The sequence below is a fragment of the Streptomyces purpurascens genome (assembly GCF_045040895.1).
Classification (GTDB): domain Bacteria; phylum Actinomycetota; class Actinomycetes; order Streptomycetales; family Streptomycetaceae; genus Streptomyces; species Streptomyces purpurascens.
Map to the genome: position 1 here is coordinate 9,129,307 of NZ_CP108341.1, position 22,199 is coordinate 9,151,505.

Genomic DNA, 22,199 nt, shown 5'->3' on the forward strand with positions numbered 1-22,199 from the left:
GCAGGGTGCGGGAGCACGGCGTGGAGCCTCAAGGCGGTGATGCACACGCGATGAGCAGGGCAGCCTGACCTTCTCCGTAACCAGCAGGCGCTCGCGGAGTCGATCACCCGGCGGATGGACTACGTGGTTTCGCGCAGATGCGCCTATCCTGGAAGGCGGCATCTGGGAGGGACCATCATGACCGACAAAGCGTCCGCGACTGCCGCAACCAGAGCGAGGGCGGGCGACGGGCAGGCTCGGCCGAAGGCGTCGTTCGCCGCGACCCTCGCCGAGATGGACGGTCGGTGCAATTGCACAGCCAGCCGACGGGCGACCCGGTATCTGACTGCCGCCTACGACAAGGCGCTGACCCCGGTTGGGCTACGGACGACGCAGTTCAACATTCTGCACCGACTGGCACTGGAAGGCCGCACGACGATCACGGCACTCTCCCAGCGGATCGCGATGGATCGCACGACCCTCGCGACGAATCTCAAGCCGCTGGAGCGCGATGGCTTGCTCGTCGTCCAGCCTTCGGACACCGACCGACGCGCTCGCGCAGTCGAGATCACAGAGGCAGGTCTGAAGCGCCTGGAGGCGGCGGTGCCACTGTGGAGGGCCGCTCAAGATCAGTTCGAGAGTGCGTTCGGCACGTCCGAAGCCGCTGAACTGCGAGCGGCGCTGCGGGCGGTGCTGGAGACGGGCTTCGACCCCTGGGCCGAGTGACGTCTCGGCGCAGGCGTGCGGCGCTGCCGAGGCGCCAGAGGCGCACATCAACTTCACATGACTCCAGAGGCTGGTAGCGAAGCCAATACGCGTATATGCTCCCTTCCGTTCGAACGAGCATGTGCTCCTTTCTCTGAATGGCCCGACTGCCGGAGACCGAGATGCAAAACGACAAGATCCTGGCGGCGATCAAGACTGCCTTCACCGGTTACGACGCGAACGACCGCGCTCCGCTGGTCGCGTTGCTGGCGGACGATTTCCAATTCGAGATGTCGGACTCGCTGCCGTACGGCGGGGTCTACGTCGGCGCAAACGAGTTCACGGCGTTCTGGAAGGAGGTCGGCAAGGAGTGGCAGTACTTCCGGTACGAGGCCCACGAGATCATCGACGCCGGCGACACGATCGTCGTCCCGGTTCGCACGGACGCCCTGTCGATCCACGGCATCCGCATGTGCAATGAGCACCTGTTTCTGTTCAAGGTCCGGGACGGCAAGGTGATCTTCGGACGGCTCTACGCAGACACAGCGCGCGGCCGGGACGTGATGGCGGGCCGGGAGCCGCGCCGGTACCCGCGGGCGACGCTCGCGTGAGCGGGCGATCTCGCTCTTCACAACCTGACGACTCGTCTCCCATCGTCAGCGATACATAGTCACCGCCGGGAGCCATCACGGTCGTTCGAGGAGAACCGCCATGACCGAACCCTCAGTCGGCATCACCGTCGTGGAAGCGGCATCTGCGATCGCCCGTCGCACAGGCCAGGGCCCTACGGCGCTCGTCGTGCTTCCCGGATTCCTGGACGACGCCACTGTCTGGACCGTGTTCGCCGATCTGATCGCCAGGGCCGGCGTAGATGTGGTGCAGCTCGAGCCCGCCGGAGTCGGTGGTCGTGTCAACGCATCCGGCCCGTTCACCTTGCGGCGCATGGCCGAGGACGCCGGCGCGGTCGTCGACTCGCTCGGCAAACCCTGTGTCGTCCTCGGTCAGAGCATGGGAGCCCAGGTGGCCGAACTGGTGGCCGCGCCGCGCGGTGACGCCGTGCGGGGGCTGATCCTCCTGACGCCTGTGCCTCTCGCCGGCACCCGCCTTCCCGACCCGGACATCGCACCGTTCCGGGCACTCGGTGGGAATCTCGAAGCCCAACGCGCGGTGCGCTCCCAGTTGACGGTGGCCCCGTCGGCCCAAACAGTCGACCTGCAGGTCGCAGCGGGGGCCCGCATCCCGCCCGCAGTTGTCTCCGCGCTCGCCGACGCGTGGAACGACGGCGACTCCGCCGGAGAGGCTCCGAGCCGCTTCCAAGGGCCGGTGCTCATCGTTCGTGGGGCGGGAGACGGCTTCGTTACCGATGACCTTCTCCAGCGAGTCACCCCGCGATTCAACGAACCGGCGAGGGCCGTTATCGATCGCGCCGGGCATTGGCCGCACACCGAGCAGCCGGAGGCCCTCGCCGAGACCGTGCTGCCATTCGTCATACGGTCGGCCGCCAGGGCGACGTCGCGCCTTTGACCCCGGCCAAGGTTCAAGTGGCGCAGTAACGCCCTACCGCTCTACACCTTGCAGCCGCAGTGAAGCCATCGTAGGCGGGTCGTCGGTTCCCACCGATACGAGTGGCGTCAGGCCCCTCAGGCCCCTCAGGCACCTTGGGCCAAGCCACCCGCGGCGCATGCCCGACCGCCTCCTCGTAGCACACCCACATCACGAGCAATTCCCACGCCATGATCGGAGCCGTATGGGCAGCAACAGCAGCACGCAACTCCAGCCCGAATCTGCAGACCTGGGCCCTTTCGCCAGCGCCCTCGTGGACCGCCTGGGCATCAAGCTCGTCAAGGCGACTCCGCAGTGCGTTGTCGGCACGATGCCCGTACAGGGCAACACGCAGCCTTACGGGCTCCTGCACGGCGGTGCCTCCCTCGCCCTCGCAGAGACCCTGGGCTCCGTCGGCGCCATGCTCCACGCTGCCCCCGACCGGATCGCGCTTGGCGTCGACATCAACGCCACCCACCATCGCGCCGTCGGCTCAGGCAGCGTCACCGGCGTCGCCACGCCCGTCCACCTGGGTCGCTCCGCGGCCACGTATGAAATCGTCATCAGCGACGAACAAGATCGCCGCGTATGCTCCGCCCGACTCACATGCATGGTGCGCCCGGCGCCCGACACCGGGGCCACCACCCACTGATCCGTGACGTTTGAGACAGCTCGTTTCCCATGTCCCGGTCGGCCGCACCGAGGAGCGCGTTCATGGCCTGACGACGTCTCGGACATCGCCGACGCCGCTTGGTCCGCTGCGGTGTGATCGTTGATCGCAGAGGGGTTGGTGGCCACGTCCCACCACAGCCCGCCGAGGCGATCCCGCACCCACATCGCCGTCGTGCCGCCCGGATTGCTCGCCCGCGCGACTTGCGCGGTCAGGGGGCGGGACCCGTTCGCCGGTACGGGGACGGACGGACACGGGCCACCGCCCTGCGTGCCTTGGGCCTCTCAAGTACCCCGAGCATGACGGGCAGGCAGTCCTCGCTCCTGCAACAGTCTCTTGCAGATCAACCAGCTACGAGCATATGCTCGTATTGGCGGTGGCCGCCGGCCTGCCGCAGTCGATCGGAGGTTTGCTCATGCCCGTCTTTGAGGCTCACGTCCCAGCCGGACGCTTCTCTGTCGAGAAGAAGCGCGCTTTGGCGGACGCTCTGAACCAGTCCCTTGTTCAGAGCCTGGGGATTCCCGCCGGGGACCGGTTCATAGTGATCACCGAGCACGGTGAAGGGGAGCTGCATCTGGACCCATCCTTCATGGAGATGGAGCGGACAGAGGACGCCATGATCATCTCCGTGCTGTTCGGGGCGCATCGGCCGCTCTCGGATAAGGAGAAGCTTGTGTCGGCTGTCAACAGGCTCGTTGTGGACGCGCTGGGCGTGTCGCCCGACGACATCTTCGTGGCCCTTGTCCCTGTACCGAACGAGAACTTCTCCTTCGGCCGGGGAGAGCTGCAGCTGGCGAACGGGGCACCGCGATGGTGACAGAACCGTCCACTCGCCCCGAGGGTGTGCCGGTCACGGCGGGGATGTGCAACGAGCACCTATTCCTGTTCAAGGCCCATGATGGGCAGAACACGTTCTGTTGGCTCTACGCCGATACCGGCCGGGGGCGCGACGTCATCGTGGGTCGGCACCCACAGCGGTTCCCCCATGATGCGGTACCTTCAGCCACCAGGGCGCAGCCGTGACCCGGCGGCATGAGGTCGAATTCCCTGGGGAGGACGGCAATACGCTGGCCGCCTGGCTGTACCTGCCCGCGCGGCCGGGGCCGAATCCGGCGGTCACCATGGCCCACGGGTTTGCCGCGACCCGCGAGCACGGGCTGGACCGGTTCGCCCGTGTATTTGCCGATGCCGGGTTCGTCGTGCTCGTTCATGACCATCGCGGTTTCGGCGGGAGTAGCGGCGTACCGCGGCATGACGTGGATTCCTGGGCTCAGATCGCCGATTGGCGACGTGCTGTCTCGTTCCTTGAAACACGGCCCGAGGTGGATTCGGAGCGGATTGGAATCTGGGGAACCAGCTATGCGGGCGGACATGCGGTCATCCTCGGGGCGACCGATGGCCGTCTGCGCTGTGTTGTCGCGCAGGTGCCGACGACCAGCGGTTTTGAGCAGAGCAGACGGCGCGTGCCTGCTTCGGCGGTCGCACAGTTGGAGAGTTCCTTCTGTGAGGATGACCGAGGCCGCTTCGGCGGGAAGCTGCCCGCGCGGATCGCTGTGGTGGCCACGGCGCCCGGGATGTCCGCGGCATATGACGACCCCGGGGCAGTCGCCTTTTACACCCAGCCCGCCGCACAACACGCCTGGACCAATGAGCTCACCCTGCGTTCTTCCCGAACGGCGCGGATGTACGAGCCGTCGACGTGGATCGCTCGGGTCTCACCGACGCCGCTACTCATGATCGTCGCCATGCAGGATGTGATCACCAATACCGATCTGCAGCTCGAGGCTTACGGGCGTGCGCTGGAGCCGAAGAGTCTGGTGACCGTGCCAGGAGGGCACTTCGCGCCGTACGACGCTCAATTCTCGGTCGCTTCTCGTGCTGCTGTGGACTGGTTCCTGCGTCATCTCGATGCGCACGGCCATGGCCCCCGAGCTGAGTAGGCCCTGACACGTGACGCCCGCCGCTGGGTGTTGAGGAAGCAGGGTTCCCGTCTGGGCGGACATGTCGACCTCGGCGAGGACCGCCACCCTCCGTAGGGCGTGGTCCATGGCGGCGTGTACACGACTGTTGCCGAAAGAGCCGGCAGTATTGGTGCCAGCCACGCGGTCGTCAAGCGTGGAGGATTTGCGGATGGGGGGTGCACTGCCCACCGGCTTCCTCCTCCGACCAGCCGTCACAGGCCGCGCGTTGGTGGAGACTTAAGCCCTTCATCAACGACGTACGCAGCCGCTGTGGCAGGTTGTTGTCATCGGCGAAGCGAGAGCAAGATCCAGCACCCCGTCGCGGCCAGTGCGAGGCCGAGAACCGACGTGGCCATGGCCAGGGCGGTGCGCTGACCACCGAGTCCGGTCAATGCAGGTGCGAGGGCGCCCATGAGGAACTGGGTGGTGCCCACCAGCGCGGAGGCGCTGCCCGCCGTGTGAGGGGCGCGCTGGAGGCAGAGAGCCGTGGTGGTGGGCAGGATCATGCCGACCGGGCAGGCGGTCAGGAACAGTGCGGCGGCGATCCAGGGCAGGTCCGCGTGCGTGGTGGTGACCAGGAGGATCAGGGCGGTGCCCGCGCAGAGGAGTGCGGTCAGGCCCGTCGCCAGGATGCGGGGGAGGGGAAACGTCCGAGCAGCAGCTTGCCGTTGAGCTGGCCTGTGGCGACCATGCCGATCGAGTTCAGGGCGAACAGCAGGCTGTAGGTCTGGGGCGAGGCGCCGTAGATCCGTTGCAGGGTGAAGGACGAGCCTGCGATGTATGCGAAGAGCGCCGCGAAGCCGAGGCTGCCGGTGAGCAGGTAGCCGGTGAAGGGGCCGTCGCGGAGCAGGCCGCGCAGGGTGCGCAGGGTGATGGCCAGGCCACCGGGGCGGCGCTGTGCGGTGGGCAGCGTCTCCACCAGCAGGGCGGCCGTGGCGGCCAGGACGGCCAGGCCCAGCAGGCTGAGAGCGGCGAAGACGCCGCGCCAGGAGGTGAGGCGGAGCAACTGCGCGCCGAACACCGGGGCGAGGATCGGTGCGGTTCCCGACACCAGCATCAGTGACGACAGCAGCCGGGCGGCGGCCAGTCCGTCGTACAGGTCGCGGACGACGGCCCTGGCGATGACGATGCCTGCGGCTCCGGCCAGTCCGGCCAGCAGAGGACGGCGCCGGCCGAGGGTGTCGCTGAGCGGGCCGATGACCAGTTGGCCGACCGCTGTGCCGATCATGAACGCCGTCAGGGTGAGCTGTGTGACGGCCTGTGAGACGTGGAGGTCTGCACTGACCTGGGGGAGGGCCGGCAGGTAGAGGTCGATGGTGAGGGGGCCGAGCGCTGTCAGGGAGCCCAGGATCAGTACGAGAGGCAGGCGGCGGGGGCGGCGGTCGGCGGACGCGACGCCGGGCGGGTTGTCGGTGGTTGGGCCGGCCGGGGGTCTTTCGGGCATGTCTGTTCCAGGGCTTGCCGGGGGAGGGCGGGCCGGGCGCTTGACGTGCACCGGCGCTGCCCCTGCCCGTTCCGAGTCAGTGGCTGAGGTGGGCCCGCAGCAGGTTGGGGTCCTTGTTCGTGAGGTAGGCGGCGCTGGGCACGTAGACCGTGCTGCCGTGGACGTCGACAGAGGTCGGGGTCTGCAGACCGTCGGCCGCGGCAAGCACGGTGAGGTGGGTGCCGTCGGGGCGGACGAGCACGACCTCGTCGTTGTCGAGGGCGGCGAGGAGGGTGTCGCCGCGCCCGGTGAAGGCGAAGTCGTCGATGGACGGCATGCCGGTGGCCCGGATCTGAATCGGTCCGGCCGCGCCTCGCACGGTGACGGGGATGCGCAGCACGGTTCCCTTGTCGAGGTTGGTGGCCCAGACGGCGCCGTTGTGGAGCTTCAGACCGTTCGCGCCGGCGAAGGTGCTCGGCTTCAGGGCGTCACCCTCCGCCCAGACGGCTGCTTCGCCGCCGCGGGCCGGGACGCGGTAGATCACGCCGTGGACGGAGTCCGTGACGTACAGACGACCGGTGCCGTGGTCCAGGGCGAGGCCGTTGGGCAGGCCGTCGGCGGGGAGCGCGGCGACGCGGTGCGGACGGCCGCCGGGACGAACGGCCCAGACGCCGGTGAGGTCCGGCGTGCCGGTGGCGTAGGTGACATAGACGGTGCCGTCGTCGGCACGTGCGATGCCGCCGACGAACGCCTTGCCCAGGTTGGGGGTGTTCGCCTTCGCCGGGGCCGGGAGCGTGGCCAGGACGCGGACGTTGCCGGAGGGGGTTACGCGGGCGATCTGCCGGGCGAAGGAGAACGTCAGGTAGACGGATCCGGCGTCGTCCACGGTGATGTTCTCGGGCTGCCGGCCGGCCGCCAGCGGGAAGTGGGCCACGAGGCGGGCCTTGGAGACTGGTTCGGTGGCGCCGGTGGCGGTGCCGGCAGAGGTCAGCAGGACCCCGGCGGTCGCGAGTGCGATGAGGGAGGAGCGGGCGTGCACGGGTGGTTCTCCTGGATCGGTGCGTGGGGGCCTGCCGCCGGATCGGGCGGTGGCAGGGCGAAGTCGGTGATGGCGGGGTGCGGGCTCAGGGCGTGATCAGCTTGATGGTGCTCGCCCACCCGTAGCCGCCGTCGCGGATCTGCAAGGCCATGTGCAGCAGCTGGAACCCCTCGAGCTCGCGCGCATGCTTGAGCGCGCCGACGTCGACGGCGTGGAGACCGCCCGACGCCACCAGCTCCGCGACCTGCTCGCGGGCGGCCTCGTCGTCCCCGGCGATGAAGACGTCCAGCGGAGTGTCGTCCACCCTTCCGGCCACCAGGGTCGTGGCGAACGTGGTGTTGAACGCCTTGACCACGTGCGTGCCCGGGGCCGAGGCCCGGGCGATCTCCTCGGCGGCCGAAGTGCCCGGCGCAACGAGGAGGGCGTCGAGCGAGGCGTCGACGGGGTTGCTGATGTCCACGAGGGTCCTGCCGCTCAGCCGTGCCCCGTAGGCGGCGGCGAGTTCCTTCGCCGCGGTGTACGGCACCGCCAGGACGACGATGTCGGCGGTGTCCACCGCGGAGTCGTCGCCGGCACGTACGGCAGCGCCGGCGGGCTGTGCGCGTAGTTCCTCGGCGAGCTGGGACGCCTTGGCCGGGTCCTTGGCGGTGATGTGCACCGTGTGCCCGCCCGCCAGGGCGCGGGTGGCTATGCCCCGGGCCATGTTCCCCGCGCCGATGATGGTGATGTTCATGATGGTTGGTTCCTTTCGCGCGGCGGCACGCAAAGTGCTGCCGCCTGGTCCGCTTCTTGTTCTTGTGCGGCCGGAGCCGCTACCCGGCTCGGACCCGCACCACGTCGAACGGATGTCGGGGATCGGAGGCCTGGAACTGAACGTTCACGATCAGCAGGTCCTCGCCGTCGAGGGCCGCCGTCGAGGGAAGGTCCATGCCCTGGCCGTGGAGGGTGCGCACGAGCGTGGCGTGGGTGAACCCCCGGGAAAACCACAGGACCTTGACCCGGCCCTCGGGGTGGTTGTGCTGACGAGGCCGACGCCCACCTCCGGCGGCTGGTGCACCGGGCCACCGCTCGCCGGCTCGGCAGCGGTGATGTGCCACAGGACCGGGCGGGCCGAGTCGGACAGATGCACGCTCCCGTCACGAGCGAGGGCGACGTCGTTCAGGTGGGCGTCGCCGCGACCGGCGCCGTAGACGTGCAGCAGGGCGCGGGTTCGGATGTCGTGGACGAACGCCTTGCCCGTGGCGCCGCCGCCGACGATGAGTCGGCCCACGTCGTCGGTCTTCAGACCGGTGGCGGAGGTGCGCCCTTCCCGGCCGTCCGGCAGGAACACCTCGGTCGTCGGCTTGCCGACGCCACCGCGGAAGACGGTGCCGTCGTCAGTGCCCACGCAGGAGCAGGGCGGCCCGCGGTGTCGGGCGATGCCCTCGGGGATGGTCCGGCTGCCGGCAATCGTGCATCTGGTGGGCACGGGCCGGGGCTGCTGTGCAGGAGGCGTGCTCAGTGGCCGGCGCCGAACAGGGACCGATTGGCGATGTCGATGATGAACGGGCCGACGTGGGCGGGGTAGCGGTCCACGATCGCCTTCTTGTACGCCTCACCGTCGTCGCCGAGAAGCTCGCGGGCGTCGGCGAGGTAGCGGCGGACCTCCGCGTACACCTCCGGCCCCGTCGGCAGGCCGTGACCTGCCAGGACCGTGTCGTAACCGGACTCGGCGGCCAGCGCGTCGACCGCCTTCTCCCAGCCGGTGATGTCGTTGTTGCCCAGGTAGAGGTGGACGTCGTTGTAGACGAGGTCCTGGGCGATCAGCACCCGCTGGTCGGGCAGCTTGACGAGCAGCTCGTCGGCGGCCTCGCCGCCGGAGACGGCCTCGAAGACGAACGGGACGCCGTCAATGACCTCGGTGCCCGGGACGAGCTCCACGTCGGGTGTGAAGTCGATGACCGGGATGACCTGGCCGGTGGGCAGCTTGCTGTCGCCGCGCGCGATGATCTGCTCGCGCACCTCGGCCAGCGCGTGGACGGGGGCCCCGAAGCGGGCGGCGCCGTTGTAGTGGTCCGGGTGGGCGTGGGTGACGATGAGCCGGTCGAGCGGCTTGCCGAGCCCCTTGGCGTAGGCGATCACCTCGTCCGTGTAGGCGGGGAGCAGCTGGGCGTCGATCGCGATGATCCGTGCCGAGGTCTCGATCAGCTGGGTGGTGGTGTGGAAGGTGTCCGCCGGGGACATGTAGCTGTGGATGCGGACCGCACCCTTGTCGAGGACCGTGACCATGCCGTTCATGGGGAATCTCCTTGAGGCGGAGGCGGCTTCGCGCCGCCTTGACGCCTTCCTACTCTCGCCGGGAAAGCGCAGGCAGACGAGATACGCTGGAGACCCGGTGTGGTAAATCGAGGACATCTGGAGATCGTGATGTGTTCCGCGGCTCCCGGGGGAGCCGATCCTGTCCGGGACGGCGCCATCCTTCGGCTGGGCTTCCATCCGCCCGAGGTGCGGGTCCCCGGCTTCGAGATCATCGATCTGGCCACGCTCCACGAGCGGCGTCGACGGCGGGGCAGGCGGCCCGACCTGGTGCACCGGGTGGACTTCCACACGCTCACCCTCATCACCGAAGGGAGCGGGGAGCACGCGATCGACTTCGTGACCTACCCCTGCCGTCCCGGCACCCTGCTGTGGGTCCGGCCGGGGCAGGTCCAGCGCTTCGTCCGGCCGGGTACGACCAACGGCACACACCTGCTGTTCACGCCGGCCTTCCCGCCCCACAACAGCAGCGCCGACCGGCTGGTGAACGAGTGGTACGGGCCGGGGTGCTGGCAGTTGAGTGCCGGTCCTCAATACGCCGTGCTGTCCACCCTGCTGGGCCAGCTGCGGGCCGAGTACGACCGCCCGCAGACCGTGTCAGCCGAGATCCTCCAACTCCTGCTGGCCACCGTGCTGTTGCAGATCGACCGGCTGCCACACCCTGAAGGCAGCGGCGACCCGCACGCCGGCGGGGAGGTGTACGCCCGGTTCCGCGCCGAGCTGGAACGCGGCTTTGCCACCACCCGACGCGCCGCCGACTACGCCCAACGCCTCGGCTACACCGTCAAGACCCTCACCCGGGCCTGCACGGCCGCCACCGGACAGCCCGTCAAACACGTCATCGACGGCCGCGTCGCCCTGGAGGCCCAGCGTCTGCTCGCCCACACCCACGAACCGGTGGCCACCATCGCGCGGCGCCTCGGCTTCCCCGAGCCCACCAACTTCGGCAAGTTCTTCACCCGTCACGCAGGTGTGACCCCGGGTGCGTTCCGGTTGGCCCACCAGGGCCGATAGCCGAGTCGGCAGAACCGCCGCTCAGCCGGTGCGGCATGATCGGTGGTCGGGTGGAAGCAGGAACGGAAGGGGCGTCAGGACCGTGGACGGGCATGCGGAGATCACGACATCGAGCGACGCCGCGAACAACGCGCTGATCCTGGCCTTCGGGCGCTTGCAGGGGGCCGCGAACCGGCTGGAGTACATCCTGGGGCGGGCTCTGGAGGTGGAGTGCGGCATCAGCCATCTGATGTTCGAGGTGCTGCTCATCCTGGGCAGGGCGGGGGAGCCGGGGCTGTCGATGCGGGCCGTCGCCCAGGAGCAGGTCCTCACGACAGGTGGCGCCACGCGTCTGGTGGACCGCATGGAGGCGGCCGGCCTCGTCGAACGCGTCGAGGATCCCGCTGACCGGCGCGGACGGCTCGTGCGCCTGACGCAGCTCGGGGAGGAGACCACGGTCTCCGCGTCCCGGATCCACGTGGAGAACATCAGGCGCTACTTCCTGGCGCCCCTGCCGGTGGAGGACCGGGACCGGTTCGCCGAAGACCTCCGCATCCTGAGCCACACCGCACGGGACACGCTGCCCCGGCTTCCCTGAGGACTGTGCGTCCCCGTTCCCGGCGGCCGCTTCCACTCGCGCCGCTGGACCGGCGACTGCCCCGACACCGCGGCACTCCATCGACCTGCGCCCCTGCGCCCCTGCGCCCCTGCGTCCGGGCGGACCTCAACCCCGCCGGGGGCGGCCTGACACTCGACCTCAGGAATATCTGACTAGTCAGGTACTGTTGTCCTCGGTGAAACCGCTCGCGCCAGGCGAGCACCCCACCCCTATGCCGAGGTCCTCGATGCAACTCGTCTACGCCTTCGACGCCTACTGCGGCTGGTCGCACGGGTTCTCCCCGACCCTGGGCGAGTTCGTCTCCTGCCACCCGGACCTGCCCGTGGAGGTCATCTCCGGTGGCCTGTTCACCGGCTCGCGCCGTCTCCCGATCCGCGCGTTCGGCTACGTCCAGGGGGCCAACGCCCAGATCGCCGAGCTCACCGGCGCCCAGTTCGGTGGGGGATACGACCGGCTGATCACCGACGGCTCGTTCGTGATGGATTCCGAAGACGCAGCGCGCGGCGTCGCCGCCCTGCGCCGGGCGGCCCCCGACCGCGCGGCGGAACTGGCCGGTGCCCTGCAGCGGGCCTTCTACGTCGACGGCCTCAGCCTGTCCGACGCCGCCACCTACCGGAAGGTCGCCGAAGAGGCCGGCCTGGACGCCGACGCCGTGGTGACCGCTTTCGCGTCCCCCGAGGCGTACGACGCTGCGGCGGACGACTTCCGTCGCTGTGCCGAGCTGGGCGTCACCGGCTTCCCCACCCTGCTCGCCGTCGACGGCGACCGCGTGACCGTCCTGGCCCGCGGCCACGCCACCGCCGACGAGATCGACCGGCGCCTCGCCGCCCTCTCCTGACTGCGCCATCCTCACCCACGCAAGGAGCACCAACCATGAGCACCCTCTCCTTCACGATCTTCGACCTGAACTTCCCGGCCGGGAGCAAGAACAAGACGGCCACCCTCGTCACCGGCGAGAGCGAGGCGCTGCTGGTCGACGCCGCCTTCACCCGCGCCGACGGCCACCGCCTGGCCGCCGAGATCCTCGACTCGGGCAAGAAGCTGACCACCGTCTTCGTCAGCCACGGCGACCCCGACTTCTACTTCGGCGCCGAGGTCCTCGCCGACGCCTTCCCCGAGGCGAAGTTCGTCGCGACCCCGATCGTCATCGAGCACATCCAGCACTCCTACGAGGGCAAGCTCAAGGCCTGGGAGGCCCTCGGCCCGAACCTGCCCACGCGCCTGGTCGACCTCGAGCCCCTGACCGGCGACCTTACCCTCGAAGGACACCGCTTCGAGCTCAGGGGCGGCCCGGCCGGACTGCCCGACCGCCACTACCTGTGGCAGGCAGAGCACAGCGCCCTCCTCGGCGGCGTCCTGCTCTTCCAGCAGGAGCACGTCTGGGTCGCCGACACCCCCACCCCCGACGACCGCGCCGCATGGGTCAAGCTGCTGGACGAGATGGCCGCCCTCCAGCCGGAGCTGGTCGTCCCCGGCCACCGCCTGCCCAACGCCCCGGCGAACGCCTCCGCGATCTCCGCCACCCGCGACTACCTGCTCGCCTTCGAGGAGGAGCTCGGCAGGGCCACCGACGGCGCAGCCCTCACCGAGGCTCTGGTCGCCCGCTACCCCGACAACGGCATGCTCATCGCCGCCCAGATCGGCGCCAAGGTCACCAAGGGCGAGATGAAGTGGGGCTGACCATGACCGACTTCTCAGCGTCCACCGCCCCCGCAGACGTCGTACGCCACCAGTACCTGGCCTCCGCGGCCGGTGACCTGGAAGCCCTGCGCGCCACCCTCGCCCCCGATGTGGAGTGGACCGAGATGGCCGGCTTCCCCCTCGCCGGCACCTACCGCACTCCCGACGGGGTCACCTCCAACGTCATGGAACAGCTGGGCAAGGAATGGGACGGCTGGACCGCCCACGACGACACCTACGTCGTCGACGGCGAGAACGTCGTCGTCCTCGCCCGCTACACGGCGGCCAACAAGGCCACCGGCAAGAACATCGACGTCCGCGTCGCCCACCACTTCGTCGTACGCGGCGGCCTGATCGTCCGCTTCGAACAGTTCGTGGACACCGCTCTCGTCCGCGACGCCATGACCGACTGACCCTCCCGCTACCTGAGGACAGCACAGATGAACGCCACCGTCGTGCTCGTGCACGGAGCGATGCACACCCCGTGGATCTTCGCCCCACTGCGTGAGCGGCTCACCGCCCGCGGCATCACCACCCGTGCCGTGCAACTGCCCAGCAGTAACCCCGACAGCGCCGCCGCCCAGGGGCTGACCGAGGACGTCGAGGTGGTGCGCGCCGCTGTCGCGGCTGTCGACGGACCTGTCGTGCTCGCCGCGCACTCCTACGGCGGAGTACCTGCGACCTGGGCCGCCGCGGAGTCGGACCAGGTAGTGGAGCTCGTCTGCATCGCCGCCTTCGCCCTGGAAGCGGGCACCTCGATGATGGAGTGGATGGGCGGCGACTTCCCGCCCACCTGGGTCCACTCGCCCGACGGCCACGCCGTCAAGGCGGGAGACGCGGAGGAGTCCATTTTCAGCGGAGTCGACCCAGCCCTGACCGCCGAGGCCGTCAAACGCCTCAACTGGCAGGGCCTGCGGGCCTTCACCGAGAAGCTGGGCGCCGCACCGACCGACGTGCCCCTGACGTATGTCGTGGCCACCGAGGATCCGGCGCTGCCGCCCGCCGTGCAGGAACAGTGGGCCGCGCGCGCGGCCCACAGCGTTCGCATCGCCTCCGGGCACTCCCCGCACCTGTCCCACGCCGACGAGGTCGCCGACATCCTCGTGAAGTCCGTCGCGCGGGCGAGATCCGGCAGCTGAATCAGCCGTCCGGACGACCTGTTCCTGGCGTGCACGCACGCCAGGAACACGCGCCAACGCGTCGCCGTCGCCCGCCGCATGTACGACATGCGCTTCCCCGGCGAGGACACCACCAGCCTGACCCTCCAGCAACTCCGTGGCCGCGAGAGCACCCACATCCGCCGGCTCTACACCCAACACGCCGAACGGACCGGGGTGCCCTGGACCAAACGCGACTACAAGCCAGGCGACGCCTTCGCCGCCGGCGACGAATTCCACCGGCTCCTGTCCGCCGCCAACTCGGCCCTCTACGGCATCTGCCACGCAGCCGTCACCGGACTGGGCGCCATCCCTGCCCTCGGCTTCGTCCACACAAGGCAACGCCCTCTCCTTCGTTCTGGACGTCACCGACCTCTACAAGGCCGAGTTCACCCTCCCCCTCGCCTTCGACCTCGCCGCGCAAAGCCTCACCTCGGAACGCGACGCACGTACCGCCGGCTTTGTAGGTCAGTTTTGAGGCAAGTGGTGGGTGGGTTCTGACTCCAGTGGTGTCGGCGGACAGTTGATGTCGGTGAGTTCTGACTCCTCTGGGGGCCTTGCGGTGGGAGTATCGGAGTGCATCAGCTAGCCCTGGGTGGCTCAAGTGCCCCTTTCGAAGGTCGAGTTGTACGAGGCGATCCGCCATGACGCTCGGGTCGAAGGGCTGTCCAGCAGGGCTTTGTCGGCCCAGTACGGGGTGGGCCGGAGGACGGTCGCGATGGCGCTGGAGTCGGTGTGGCCGGCGCCTCGCAAGCAGAATCCACCCCGGATCTCGCGCCTGGATCCGTTCAAGGCGACGATCGACCAGATCTTGCGGGATGACCTGGACGCGCCGCGCAAGCAGCGGCACACCGTCAAACGGGTCTTCGACCGGCTGATCGACGAGCACGACGCCCAGAGCGTGACGTATTCGATGGTCCGCGCCTACATCGCCGGACGCCGTCCGGAGATCCGGGAGGAAGAGGGCCGCGGCCCGCCGCAGGCGTTCGTGCCGCAGACCCACCGCCGCGGCGACGAGGCGGAGGTTGACTTCGGGGACGTGTGGATCCACCTGGACGGCGTGTCCACCAAGGTGTTCCTGTTCTCGCTGCGCCCTTCATTCAGCGGGAAGGCCGTGCACAAGATCTTTGCTTCGTGCGGGCAGGAAGCATTCCTGGAAGGCCACGTTCACGCGCTTCAAGTGCTGGGCGGCGTGCCGCGCATGGTCAAGTTCGTGCGCCAGTAGGCCGCGTCAGCGGCAGGCCGGAGAGGGCACGGAGAGTGGCGGTGCAGGGACTCGGCCGTTCAGCGGCTCCGGTCGACGCGGTCGACGAAGTCGCCGACCGCGGTGGCGAAGGCGGCGGGCGCCTCCTGCGCGACGAAATGCCCGACGTCCGGGATCGTGACCGCGGTGACGTCGCCGGCGACCTGGCGCATCGTCCGCTCGGTGAAGGGGGCGTTGATGCCGTCGACGGCGAGCACGGGAACGGTCAGCGGCCGCGACTCGGTCAGTGCCCGCATCCGGTCGCCGCCGGTCAAGGAGGAACGGTAGAGCCCCTCGGTGCCGCGCCAGCCGCCCGGCCGCGCGTAGGTGCGGGCGAACTCGTCGAGGTCGGCCTCGGTGACCCCGCCCGGCACCATCGTCATCAACGAGACGGCCCAGTCGAGCATCACTCGCTCGCGGCCGGCCAGGAACAGCTCCGGAATTCCCGGGGCGGCCAGGAATCCCACGTGCCAGGAGCCGCCGTTCCTCACGTCGGCCAGCATCTCCCAGCCGTACCCCGGAAGGGTGGTCTCGACGCCTGTGAAGCTGAGGACGTCGCCGGGGTGCGTGGCCGCGAACGCGAAGACCGGCCCGCCGCTGATGTCCTGGCAGGTCACGTGCACGGGCCCGACGCCGAGGTGGGCGACCAGCCGGTGCAGGTCCTCCGCCATGGTGGCCAAGTCGTGGTCGCCGTCGGCGATGCCGGAGTCGCCGAAGCCGCGCAGGTCGACGGCGAACACCTGGTGGGTGGCGGCGAGCAGCGGGATGACGTCGCGGAAGGCCCACCAGGACTCCGGCCACCCGTGCACCAGCAGGATCGGGGAGCCGGTGTCGCCCGCCGAGACGTAGTGCAACGTGGTGCCGTTGACCTCGGCGGTGTGGTGCGTGACGCCCGCCACGGCGGGCGAGGCGGTCACGAAAGAGCTGGTCATGCGATGACTCCCAAGATAGACAACCAGGTTGACTCCAGTGTTGGTCAACCTGGTTGTCCAGGTCAAGGGAAGATCTAGACTGTGGTCATGTCCTCACGATCCGGCGCCGATCTCGCCCTGCTGCTCCTGGGCAGCTATCGCAATCTGGTGGACGAAGTGGTCCGGGAGCTGGCGACCCGGGGATACCCCGACGCCCGGCCGTCGCACGAGTACGCGATCCGGGCCATCCGAGCCGGCGCCGACAGCGCCTCGGACTTGGCCCGCAGACTCGCCATCACCAAGCAGGCCGCGGCGAAGACGATCGCCGCGCTCGTCGAACGCGGGTACGTCACCACCGAGACCGACCCCGCCGACATCCGCCGCAAGAACATCCGGATCACCGATCACGGGATCGGGCTGATCACCGAGAGCACGGCGATCTTCGACGAGGTGCGGGCCCGCTGGGAAGTGCGTCTGGGCGCCGCCGAACTCGCCGAGCTGGAAACGCAGCTCGCCCAATTCGTCGGCGACTCGCCCATCAACCTCGACGCTCCGGGCTGGGCGGCGGGACAGGAACTGCGCTAGCGGTCAGCCGAGGGTCGTGGTCGGCCGGTCGGCGCCGCAACCAGGTGGGGCCAATGCAACCTGGAAATGATCAAGGGTGGGGCCAGAACAACCCGCCGGGTGGGGTCCAAACAAGTGCTTACAAACACACACCTGTTGCACTCACTGCCATCATCATCACCGGCCCCGAGCTGCACGAAGCACCCTCGGCAAACTCTATTTCCAACGCGTTTGCTTCGGCTTCAGTTGCCGATGACCTTGTCGAGGAACAGGAACGCACCGGCGAAGGCCGCTCCGCCCGCAATCACTGCTGCGGCTAACGACCTCGTGCATGGTTGGCCGTGGCACGTCGAAAGCCGCGGATTCGCCGCTGGGTTCACGTTCGCGCACCGCTGTTCATGGTGGCGGTCTGCTGGTGGGAGAGCAGTCCGGCGATGGCCTGGATGATGTCGCTCATGTGCTCGCGTCGGCCGTGGCTCACGATGGTGAATTCCTCGGGTATACGGGCGTCGTCCACCAGGTTTGGTGGCCGCCCGCCGGTGTTGCCGCGTCGCCCGCTCCGGCCAACCGTCATTGACACGCTCCCGCTGACGCAATTCCGCCGCTTTGAGGCCTAATTAGCGAATGCGTCACTTCGAGCCGTAGTACAGCCGGAGGAACTCGTCCATCGCCGCGTCGACGCCGACGCGGTCACCGGTGGCGAGCAGGTCAAGTAGCAGACCGCGGGTGGTGGCGAGCCCCAGCCTCGCGCGGTTCCGGGCTGCGATAGGGTCTGCCCCCGCAGCGATCTCGGCGGCCTCGAGTGGTTCCAGCCAGTCCGCCACGAGCCTTTCCAGGATCGGGACAGCCTCGGGGTGGCCCCGCAGCGCGCGCCCGTATATCTCGAAGAAGAGCCGCTCCTGACCGGCCAGCCGAGGGTCCGTCAGCTGCTGCCAGAGGAGCCGCGCGACAGCAACGGGCGAGAGGCCGGGTGTCAGACGGAGCCGGGACAGGAGATCGCGCTGGCGCCGCTCCGACGCCCTGACGATCTCGACGAGCAGTCGTTCCTTGGAGCCGAAGTAGTGGATCAGCATGCGATGGCTGACACCGATCGCGGCGCCAAGGCGGCGCAGACTCAGGTCCGCGATGCCGTGTGCCGCCACGTAGTCGACGGCCGCGTCCACCAGTTGAGCGCGCCGGTCTCCGTCCGCGCCGTGTGCGGCCTCACCCTCGGGATGCACGTCGTCCGTATTCACCACGTCGTGAGTGTACCAATCGGTACATGACCTATGTACCGTGTGGTACATGAAGCCTGTCACCGTGTCGATCGATGTTCCCCACCTGCCCGAGCAGGTCTACGACTTCCTCGACGTCATGGCTCACCATGAGCGGTTCACGAACCACTATCTGACCGACTGGCGCTACAGCGGACCCGGCCGCGGCACAGGATCGTGTGCCGCGGTCACCGCCGCGCTGGGTGGCACGAAGACCGACGTCACCATCGAGGTCGTAGAGGCCGACGCGCCGCGGCGCATCGTCGAACGGAACGTCAGCGCGGCCGGCCGGCGCATTGCCCACGGCACTTACACCATCGAGCCACTGCGGACCGGTGGGAGCCACGTCTCGTTCACGTACGCCTGGGTGCGCGCCCCTCTCGCCGACCGCCTGCTGGCGCCCGTTGTCCGGGCTACGATGCAGCGCGCCAACCGCACGGTCATGCGCCGTCTGGCCACCGAGTTGATCCGCTACGTGCCCACCGCCGGATCCTGACGTCGATCCATGCGGGCACTACTGCCCGGCCCAGGCCCTGAGATCCCCGGCGTTGCTACTCGCCCGCTATGACATCAGCGAAGACGCGTCCCCGGAGACGGCGATGATCTTCGGCGAGGTCTACCGGCACTGTGGCGAGTGGAGGTTCCGCGCCGTCGGCCCGTCAGGGCTGCGAGGCGTCTCTCCAGACTTCGGTTCAAATTTCGCAAAGCCAGGTACAGCGCGGGGGAGACCCGCACAAAGCGATGGGGTAGCCAGTGCTGCTGAAAACGTTCGGCTGGTCGTTCGCGGTCACCGCGCTCGGCCTGGTCGTGGCGTTGTTCTACGGGGGGTGGACCGGCTTCGGGATCGGCTCCTTCGGCGACGGAAAGTTCTCCGGGGCCATCCGCGCGGACCTCGCCGCAGCCGCCGCCGTCGTTCTGACCAACGATGACCGGGCAGGAAAGATCTACGAACTCGGCGGAACCGCGTTAACCATGTCCGACTTGGCCGCCGAAGTATCCCGGCAGACCGGCAACCCCATCACCTACCAGGACATGCCGGTCGACCAGTACGCCAAAGCCTTGACCGGCGCCGGTCTGCCCGCCGCGTTCGCCGAACTCCTCGCAGACACCAGCCTCGCGGCCACCCGAGGCGACTGGTACACCGACAGCACCGACCTGCCCCAGCTCATCGTCCGCCACTCCACCCCCTGGCCACCGCCGTCGCCGACGCCCTCAAGGCCAGCCCCGCCAACAACACCTTCGACCCGCGCGGCTGACCTCACCCAGGCAGGGTGCCGTCTATCCCGATCAGTCGCCCCCCGGCCAGCGGCTGAGCGCCACCGAGGCCAAGTGAAGTGCTCATTGGCCAACTGTGGGGTTCTGGCTGCGCCTCCGTGAAGGATCGACTCGACGAGGTACGGTCCGCCAATGCATCGACCGTACCGGTCCCGGCCGCACGGTCACAACCAGCTAGTTGGCTGCAGCACTCAGCATCTATGACCTGCCCGCCTGTCGGGCGGCCGGTCAGTGGGCGGCGCCGAGTTCGATGACCAGGACGCCGACGACGATGAGGCCGATGCCCGTGCCCATGACCTTGGTGAGAGGTTCGTGGAACAGGACACGGGAGGCGACGGCGGCCAGGGCCACACCGCTGGCCGCCCAGATCCCGTAGGCGACACCGAGGGCCAGGCCGCCGTCCAGGGCCAGAGTGAGGAAGACGAACGCGGCCAGGAAGCCCGCGACCACGGCGATGAACCACTTCTTGCTGCCACCCTGCGAGGCCATCCGCAGCGACAGTGTGGCGGCGCACTCGAACAGGACGGCGCAGATCAGGAAGACCCAGGTCATGCCGTCGCTCCTTCCTCGTGGGCCTGGCGGGCGTGCGCGGCCTGCGAGCCGAGTTCGACGCACAGCACGCCGGCGATGACCAGAGCGATGCCCACGCCCATGATCGCGGTCAGCGGGTCGCCGAAGATGACGGTCGCCAGGACGGCGGTCAGGGCGACACCGGAGGCGCCCCAGATGCCGTAGGCGACGCCGAGGGCCATGCCCGCGCGGAGCACGAAGGACAGGGCGGTGAAGGAGCCGATGTAGCCGGCGGCGACAACGAGGTACAGCGCCGGGTGGTCGAGGGCTCCGCGCAGGGAGAGGGTGGCGGTGACTTCGAGCAGGATCGCCGCGATGAGCAGCAGCCATTGCCTCATCAGGAGGTCTCGTCTTTCAGGAGGTCTTCGGCGAGTGCCAGGAGTTGGGCGCGGTCGTGATCGGGGATAGGGAAGACGCCGGTGGCTGCCGCCGTCCAGTAGCCGTCGGCGAGCAGCCGGGCGGCAGTGAGCCGGGCGCGTGCAGCGTCCGCCAGCGTGTCGGGGAGGGCTAGCCACGGTTCGAAGCGGCGTACCCAGGTATCGGTGAGGGTGTCGCGGTAGTGGGCATCGGAGTAGATCGCGAAGTCCGCGCGGTCGAACGGCTCGGCCAGGGCGACCTCGACGTAGGCGCGGATCCGCTGATGCGGTGAGGCCGTCTGAAGCGGCCGGGCCAGTCGGTGCAGCAGGAGGGTCTCCCACCGGTCGGCGACATGGTCGACGACAGCAAGCATCAGCGCTTCCTTGGTCGGAAAGTGGTACATCAGCCCCGGCTTGGTCAGCCCAGCCTGCCTGGCCGCCGCATCCAGGGTGATCGCCCCGCCCCCTTCGGTCCGGAGCAGATCAAGCGCACCATCCAGAATCTGACGCTTTGCGTTCCTTGCCATGCTTCTACTTTACCATCCGGAAGGTAAAGTGCGTCGCGGTGACTATGGCCACACGGGACGGAAACGGCGACCCGGACGCCGAACTCTCCGGAACGTCGCGCACCGACCGCAGGCACTGGGTGGGTGCGGATTGCAGGACCGTTCCGCCAGGGGACCACGTCGTCATGAAGGCGGAGACGCTCGAAGAGGTCCTCTTCCCGGGCCTGAACCTCGTGGTGCGCCAGGCCGCGGTTACTGATGACAACTTGATGATCGACGCGGCAGGCTGCGGACCGCCGGGGACATGTCCCCAATGTCAGCACCCCGCCGCACGGATTCACAGCCGGTACTGGCGGCAGGTAGCCGGGCTGCCCGTCGGAGGCCACAGGATGATCGTCCGCCTCCGCGTGCGTCGGTTCTTTTGCGATCAGGGCCAGTGCCGGCGTCGGACATTCGTGGAACAGGTTGCGAGCCTGACCGAACCACGACGTCGTTGTTCGACCGCGGCTCGGGCTGCCATGAAGGCGGTCGCGGTGGGGCTCGGCGGTCGTCCGGGCCAGCGCCTCTGTACGGAGTTACGACTCCATGGCCGACGGACTGCCCTCCTGGGACAGCTGCCGGCACCGGCCGTGCCGACCCGGGCGCCGCGGATACTCGGTATCGACGAGTTCGCGTTCCGCCGGGGACGGACCTACGGAACGGTCCTCGTCGACGTCGAAGCGTCCAGGCCGGTGGACGTACTGCCTGATCGCGAGACCAGCACGGTCGCCTCATGGCTCCTTGAGCACCCCGGTGCCGAGATCGTCTGCCGTGACCGGCTGATGGCCTTCACCAAGGCCACCAGCCAGGCGGCCCCCGACGCGCTGGAGGTGGCAGATCGCTGGCACCTCTCGACTACCACCTCAACGCCACCGTCGCCGAGCACTACACCGGCTCCATCGCCACGGGCGAGAACCTCTTCTCCCTCCAGGACGCCCGCAACCTGATCCGCTACGGCGGCCTGCGCCCCGACCGCGACACCATCCGGGTCGACTCCGCACTCTCCTACGGTCTGGTGGAGTACCTGCGCATCCAGGACATGCTCCGCCAGCACGGCTGGTCATCGAGGCGCTGCATCCCACACGGCGGGCACCAGTTCTCCCTGCACATCGCCGCCGCCCTCAAACTCGGCGGCAACGAGTCCTACCCGGGCGAATTCCAGCCCACCGGCGGCTTCGCCGACGACGCCGTCGTCGAGAAGAGCCGCGTCGGCCTGACCGACACCCCCGGCATCGGCTTCGAGAGCAAGGCCGCCTTCTACAAGGTGCTGCGCGCCCTGCACAGCTGACCGCCACCCCACCGCAGACGCGCCCGCCACCGGGCGGGCGCCCTCGGCCGGCCCCGCCGGACGGGCGCCACACACGAGAGGGGCGCGAGCCGTGTCGCGTCCCCCGCACCCCCCACGGGACAGGGCTACAC

Annotated in this window: 30 protein-coding genes and 2 pseudogenes; 20 read left to right on the forward strand and 12 right to left on the reverse strand. The window is 69.0% G+C overall.

Annotation, left to right across the window (positions count from 1 at the left end; translation table 11 throughout):
• The first annotated feature begins 177 nt into the window (after window positions 1-177).
• The 6 genes from OHU35_RS41265 (at window position 178) to OHU35_RS41290 (ending at window position 4,836) form a co-directional block, all read left to right on the forward strand.
• Entirely contained in the window at window positions 178-705 is a 528-nt protein-coding gene (locus OHU35_RS41265; RefSeq protein ID WP_229873450.1) for a MarR family winged helix-turn-helix transcriptional regulator, read from the forward strand.
• 137 nt (window positions 706-842) lie between these two features.
• Window positions 843-1,295 (forward strand): nuclear transport factor 2 family protein, encoded by a 453-nt coding sequence (locus tag OHU35_RS41270; RefSeq protein WP_229873447.1) that lies wholly within the window; start codon window positions 843-845, stop codon window positions 1,293-1,295.
• Between the two features lie 100 nt (window positions 1,296-1,395).
• The gene (locus tag OHU35_RS41275) at window positions 1,396-2,208 is read left to right on the forward strand and encodes an alpha/beta fold hydrolase (protein ID WP_189730042.1); all 813 of its coding nucleotides are present in this window, start codon (window positions 1,396-1,398) and stop codon (window positions 2,206-2,208) included.
• 223 nt (window positions 2,209-2,431) lie between these two features.
• Window positions 2,432-2,878 (forward strand): hotdog fold thioesterase, encoded by a 447-nt coding sequence (locus tag OHU35_RS41280; RefSeq protein ID WP_405509102.1) that lies wholly within the window; start codon window positions 2,432-2,434, stop codon window positions 2,876-2,878.
• A 394-nt stretch (window positions 2,879-3,272) separates the two neighbouring features.
• Window positions 3,273-3,713 carry a tautomerase family protein gene (locus OHU35_RS41285; protein ID WP_229873445.1) on the forward strand — a complete coding sequence of 147 codons (441 nt, stop codon included), beginning with the start codon at window positions 3,273-3,275 and terminating at the stop codon, window positions 3,711-3,713.
• A gap of 202 nt (window positions 3,714-3,915) precedes the next feature.
• Window positions 3,916-4,836, forward strand: a complete 921-nt coding sequence (locus tag OHU35_RS41290) for an alpha/beta hydrolase (protein WP_189730038.1) — start codon at window positions 3,916-3,918, stop codon at window positions 4,834-4,836.
• Between the two features lie 305 nt (window positions 4,837-5,141).
• Here the strand turns inward: OHU35_RS41290 and OHU35_RS41295 are convergent, their stop codons facing one another.
• The 6 genes from OHU35_RS41295 to OHU35_RS41320 all read right to left on the reverse strand — a co-directional run bounded on the left by OHU35_RS41295 (window position 5,142) and on the right by OHU35_RS41320 (window position 9,596).
• Window positions 5,142-5,363, reverse strand: coding sequence for a hypothetical protein (locus tag OHU35_RS41295; RefSeq protein WP_405509105.1), 222 nt, complete (start codon window positions 5,361-5,363; stop codon window positions 5,142-5,144).
• A 107-nt stretch (window positions 5,364-5,470) separates the two neighbouring features.
• The gene (locus OHU35_RS41300) at window positions 5,471-6,301 is read right to left on the reverse strand and encodes an MFS transporter (protein WP_405509107.1); all 831 of its coding nucleotides are present in this window, start codon (window positions 6,299-6,301) and stop codon (window positions 5,471-5,473) included.
• Between the two features lie 76 nt (window positions 6,302-6,377).
• Window positions 6,378-7,319 (reverse strand): SMP-30/gluconolactonase/LRE family protein, encoded by a 942-nt coding sequence (locus tag OHU35_RS41305; RefSeq protein ID WP_405509109.1) that lies wholly within the window; start codon window positions 7,317-7,319, stop codon window positions 6,378-6,380.
• An 85-nt stretch (window positions 7,320-7,404) separates the two neighbouring features.
• Window positions 7,405-8,052, reverse strand: a complete 648-nt coding sequence (locus OHU35_RS41310) for an NADPH-dependent F420 reductase (protein ID WP_189730032.1) — start codon at window positions 8,050-8,052, stop codon at window positions 7,405-7,407.
• A 150-nt stretch (window positions 8,053-8,202) separates the two neighbouring features.
• Window positions 8,203-8,706 carry a hypothetical protein gene (locus OHU35_RS41315; RefSeq protein ID WP_405509111.1) on the reverse strand — a complete coding sequence of 168 codons (504 nt, stop codon included), beginning with the start codon at window positions 8,704-8,706 and terminating at the stop codon, window positions 8,203-8,205.
• 110 nt (window positions 8,707-8,816) lie between these two features.
• The gene (locus tag OHU35_RS41320) at window positions 8,817-9,596 is read right to left on the reverse strand and encodes an MBL fold metallo-hydrolase (protein WP_405509112.1); all 780 of its coding nucleotides are present in this window, start codon (window positions 9,594-9,596) and stop codon (window positions 8,817-8,819) included.
• A 129-nt stretch (window positions 9,597-9,725) separates the two neighbouring features.
• On the opposite strand from OHU35_RS41320, the gene OHU35_RS41325 reads away from it, so the two are divergent.
• The 8 genes and pseudogenes from OHU35_RS41325 (at window position 9,726) to OHU35_RS41360 (ending at window position 15,288) form a co-directional block, all read left to right on the forward strand.
• A complete protein-coding gene (locus OHU35_RS41325) occupies window positions 9,726-10,628 on the forward strand; it encodes an AraC family transcriptional regulator (protein WP_189730026.1) in 903 nt (300 codons plus the stop codon).
• 82 nt (window positions 10,629-10,710) lie between these two features.
• The gene (locus OHU35_RS41330; RefSeq protein WP_189730024.1) at window positions 10,711-11,205 is read left to right on the forward strand and encodes a MarR family winged helix-turn-helix transcriptional regulator; all 495 of its coding nucleotides are present in this window, start codon (window positions 10,711-10,713) and stop codon (window positions 11,203-11,205) included.
• A gap of 247 nt (window positions 11,206-11,452) precedes the next feature.
• On the forward strand, window positions 11,453-12,064 hold the full coding sequence (locus OHU35_RS41335; RefSeq protein WP_405509427.1) for a DsbA family protein: 612 nt from the start codon (window positions 11,453-11,455) through the stop codon (window positions 12,062-12,064).
• Window positions 12,065-12,099: 35 nt separating this feature from the next.
• Entirely contained in the window at window positions 12,100-12,906 is an 807-nt protein-coding gene (locus OHU35_RS41340) for an MBL fold metallo-hydrolase (protein WP_189730022.1), read from the forward strand.
• A gap of 2 nt (window positions 12,907-12,908) precedes the next feature.
• A complete protein-coding gene (locus tag OHU35_RS41345) occupies window positions 12,909-13,319 on the forward strand; it encodes a nuclear transport factor 2 family protein (protein WP_189730020.1) in 411 nt (136 codons plus the stop codon).
• 27 nt (window positions 13,320-13,346) lie between these two features.
• Window positions 13,347-14,045 (forward strand): alpha/beta fold hydrolase, encoded by a 699-nt coding sequence (locus OHU35_RS41350; RefSeq protein ID WP_405509115.1) that lies wholly within the window; start codon window positions 13,347-13,349, stop codon window positions 14,043-14,045.
• Between the two features lie 51 nt (window positions 14,046-14,096).
• Window positions 14,097-14,514: pseudogene (locus tag OHU35_RS41355) on the forward strand (CRISPR-associated endonuclease Cas1); the annotation flags it as partial.
• Window positions 14,515-14,667: 153 nt separating this feature from the next.
• Window positions 14,668-15,288, forward strand: coding sequence for a hypothetical protein (locus tag OHU35_RS41360; protein WP_405509117.1), 621 nt, complete (start codon window positions 14,668-14,670; stop codon window positions 15,286-15,288).
• A 59-nt stretch (window positions 15,289-15,347) separates the two neighbouring features.
• On the opposite strand, the gene OHU35_RS41365 is transcribed toward OHU35_RS41360, so the two are convergent.
• Complete coding sequence (locus tag OHU35_RS41365; protein WP_405509119.1) at window positions 15,348-16,238, reverse strand: alpha/beta fold hydrolase; 891 nt, start codon at window positions 16,236-16,238, stop codon at window positions 15,348-15,350.
• Window positions 16,239-16,325: 87 nt separating this feature from the next.
• On the opposite strand from OHU35_RS41365, the gene OHU35_RS41370 reads away from it, so the two are divergent.
• A complete protein-coding gene (locus OHU35_RS41370) occupies window positions 16,326-16,802 on the forward strand; it encodes a MarR family winged helix-turn-helix transcriptional regulator (RefSeq protein ID WP_033532175.1) in 477 nt (158 codons plus the stop codon).
• A gap of 355 nt (window positions 16,803-17,157) precedes the next feature.
• Here OHU35_RS41370 and OHU35_RS41375 read toward each other — a convergent pair whose 3' ends face one another.
• The gene (locus OHU35_RS41375) at window positions 17,158-17,355 is read right to left on the reverse strand and encodes a hypothetical protein (protein ID WP_359895789.1); all 198 of its coding nucleotides are present in this window, start codon (window positions 17,353-17,355) and stop codon (window positions 17,158-17,160) included.
• A gap of 55 nt (window positions 17,356-17,410) precedes the next feature.
• Window positions 17,411-18,019 carry a TetR/AcrR family transcriptional regulator gene (locus tag OHU35_RS41380; RefSeq protein WP_229873441.1) on the reverse strand — a complete coding sequence of 203 codons (609 nt, stop codon included), beginning with the start codon at window positions 18,017-18,019 and terminating at the stop codon, window positions 17,411-17,413.
• A 46-nt stretch (window positions 18,020-18,065) separates the two neighbouring features.
• On the opposite strand from OHU35_RS41380, the gene OHU35_RS41385 reads away from it, so the two are divergent.
• The 3 genes and pseudogenes from OHU35_RS41385 to OHU35_RS41395 all read left to right on the forward strand — a co-directional run bounded on the left by OHU35_RS41385 (window position 18,066) and on the right by OHU35_RS41395 (window position 19,411).
• Window positions 18,066-18,530, forward strand: a complete 465-nt coding sequence (locus tag OHU35_RS41385) for an SRPBCC family protein (protein ID WP_189730012.1) — start codon at window positions 18,066-18,068, stop codon at window positions 18,528-18,530.
• 58 nt (window positions 18,531-18,588) lie between these two features.
• Window positions 18,589-18,732: pseudogene (locus OHU35_RS41390) on the forward strand (TerD family protein); the annotation flags it as partial.
• Window positions 18,733-18,787: 55 nt separating this feature from the next.
• Window positions 18,788-19,411, forward strand: coding sequence for a hypothetical protein (locus OHU35_RS41395; RefSeq protein ID WP_405509445.1), 624 nt, complete (start codon window positions 18,788-18,790; stop codon window positions 19,409-19,411).
• Between the two features lie 126 nt (window positions 19,412-19,537).
• On the opposite strand, the gene OHU35_RS41400 is transcribed toward OHU35_RS41395, so the two are convergent.
• The 3 genes from OHU35_RS41400 to OHU35_RS41410 are packed head-to-tail and all read right to left on the reverse strand — an operon-like array spanning window position 19,538 to window position 20,762.
• Window positions 19,538-19,861, reverse strand: a complete 324-nt coding sequence (locus OHU35_RS41400; RefSeq protein WP_189730010.1) for a multidrug efflux SMR transporter — start codon at window positions 19,859-19,861, stop codon at window positions 19,538-19,540.
• Window positions 19,858-20,217, reverse strand: a complete 360-nt coding sequence (locus tag OHU35_RS41405) for a multidrug efflux SMR transporter (RefSeq protein WP_189730008.1) — start codon at window positions 20,215-20,217, stop codon at window positions 19,858-19,860. Before OHU35_RS41405 ends, OHU35_RS41400 begins: the two co-directional genes overlap by 4 nt.
• Window positions 20,217-20,762 carry a TetR/AcrR family transcriptional regulator gene (locus tag OHU35_RS41410; protein ID WP_189730003.1) on the reverse strand — a complete coding sequence of 182 codons (546 nt, stop codon included), beginning with the start codon at window positions 20,760-20,762 and terminating at the stop codon, window positions 20,217-20,219. The genes OHU35_RS41405 and OHU35_RS41410 overlap by 1 nt, the downstream gene beginning before the upstream one ends.
• Before the next feature lie 248 nt (window positions 20,763-21,010).
• On the opposite strand from OHU35_RS41410, the gene OHU35_RS41415 reads away from it, so the two are divergent.
• Entirely contained in the window at window positions 21,011-21,727 is a 717-nt protein-coding gene (locus tag OHU35_RS41415) for an ISL3 family transposase (RefSeq protein ID WP_405509429.1), read from the forward strand.
• Window positions 21,622-22,068, forward strand: coding sequence for an enolase C-terminal domain-like protein (locus OHU35_RS41420; protein ID WP_405509431.1), 447 nt, complete (start codon window positions 21,622-21,624; stop codon window positions 22,066-22,068). Before OHU35_RS41415 ends, OHU35_RS41420 begins: the two co-directional genes overlap by 106 nt.
• The last annotated feature ends 131 nt before the right edge of the window (window positions 22,069-22,199 follow it).

Coding starts and splice junctions, on each gene's coding strand:
- OHU35_RS41265 (WP_229873450.1), top strand. CDS start 178: ATGACCGACAAAGCGTCCGCGACTGCCGCAACCAGAGCGAGGGCGGGC.
- OHU35_RS41270 (WP_229873447.1), top strand. CDS start 843: ATGGCCCGACTGCCGGAGACCGAGATGCAAAACGACAAGATCCTGGCG.
- OHU35_RS41275 (WP_189730042.1), top strand. CDS start 1,396: ATGACCGAACCCTCAGTCGGCATCACCGTCGTGGAAGCGGCATCTGCG.
- OHU35_RS41280 (WP_405509102.1), top strand. CDS start 2,432: ATGGGCAGCAACAGCAGCACGCAACTCCAGCCCGAATCTGCAGACCTG.
- OHU35_RS41295 (WP_405509105.1), bottom strand. CDS start 5,363: ATGATCCTGCCCACCACCACGGCTCTCTGCCTCCAGCGCGCCCCTCAC.
- OHU35_RS41300 (WP_405509107.1), bottom strand. CDS start 6,301: ATGCCCGAAAGACCCCCGGCCGGCCCAACCACCGACAACCCGCCCGGC.
- OHU35_RS41310 (WP_189730032.1), bottom strand. CDS start 8,052: ATGAACATCACCATCATCGGCGCGGGGAACATGGCCCGGGGCATAGCC.
- OHU35_RS41320 (WP_405509112.1), bottom strand. CDS start 9,596: ATGAACGGCATGGTCACGGTCCTCGACAAGGGTGCGGTCCGCATCCAC.
- OHU35_RS41325 (WP_189730026.1), top strand. CDS start 9,726: ATGTGTTCCGCGGCTCCCGGGGGAGCCGATCCTGTCCGGGACGGCGCC.
- OHU35_RS41335 (WP_405509427.1), top strand. CDS start 11,453: ATGCAACTCGTCTACGCCTTCGACGCCTACTGCGGCTGGTCGCACGGG.
- OHU35_RS41340 (WP_189730022.1), top strand. CDS start 12,100: ATGAGCACCCTCTCCTTCACGATCTTCGACCTGAACTTCCCGGCCGGG.
- OHU35_RS41345 (WP_189730020.1), top strand. CDS start 12,909: ATGACCGACTTCTCAGCGTCCACCGCCCCCGCAGACGTCGTACGCCAC.
- OHU35_RS41350 (WP_405509115.1), top strand. CDS start 13,347: ATGAACGCCACCGTCGTGCTCGTGCACGGAGCGATGCACACCCCGTGG.
- OHU35_RS41365 (WP_405509119.1), bottom strand. CDS start 16,238: ATGACCAGCTCTTTCGTGACCGCCTCGCCCGCCGTGGCGGGCGTCACG.
- OHU35_RS41370 (WP_033532175.1), top strand. CDS start 16,326: ATGTCCTCACGATCCGGCGCCGATCTCGCCCTGCTGCTCCTGGGCAGC.
- OHU35_RS41375 (WP_359895789.1), bottom strand. CDS start 17,355: ATGACGGTTGGCCGGAGCGGGCGACGCGGCAACACCGGCGGGCGGCCA.
- OHU35_RS41385 (WP_189730012.1), top strand. CDS start 18,066: ATGAAGCCTGTCACCGTGTCGATCGATGTTCCCCACCTGCCCGAGCAG.
- OHU35_RS41400 (WP_189730010.1), bottom strand. CDS start 19,861: ATGACCTGGGTCTTCCTGATCTGCGCCGTCCTGTTCGAGTGCGCCGCC.
- OHU35_RS41405 (WP_189730008.1), bottom strand. CDS start 20,217: ATGAGGCAATGGCTGCTGCTCATCGCGGCGATCCTGCTCGAAGTCACC.
- OHU35_RS41410 (WP_189730003.1), bottom strand. CDS start 20,762: ATGGCAAGGAACGCAAAGCGTCAGATTCTGGATGGTGCGCTTGATCTG.
- OHU35_RS41415 (WP_405509429.1), top strand. CDS start 21,011: ATGATCGACGCGGCAGGCTGCGGACCGCCGGGGACATGTCCCCAATGT.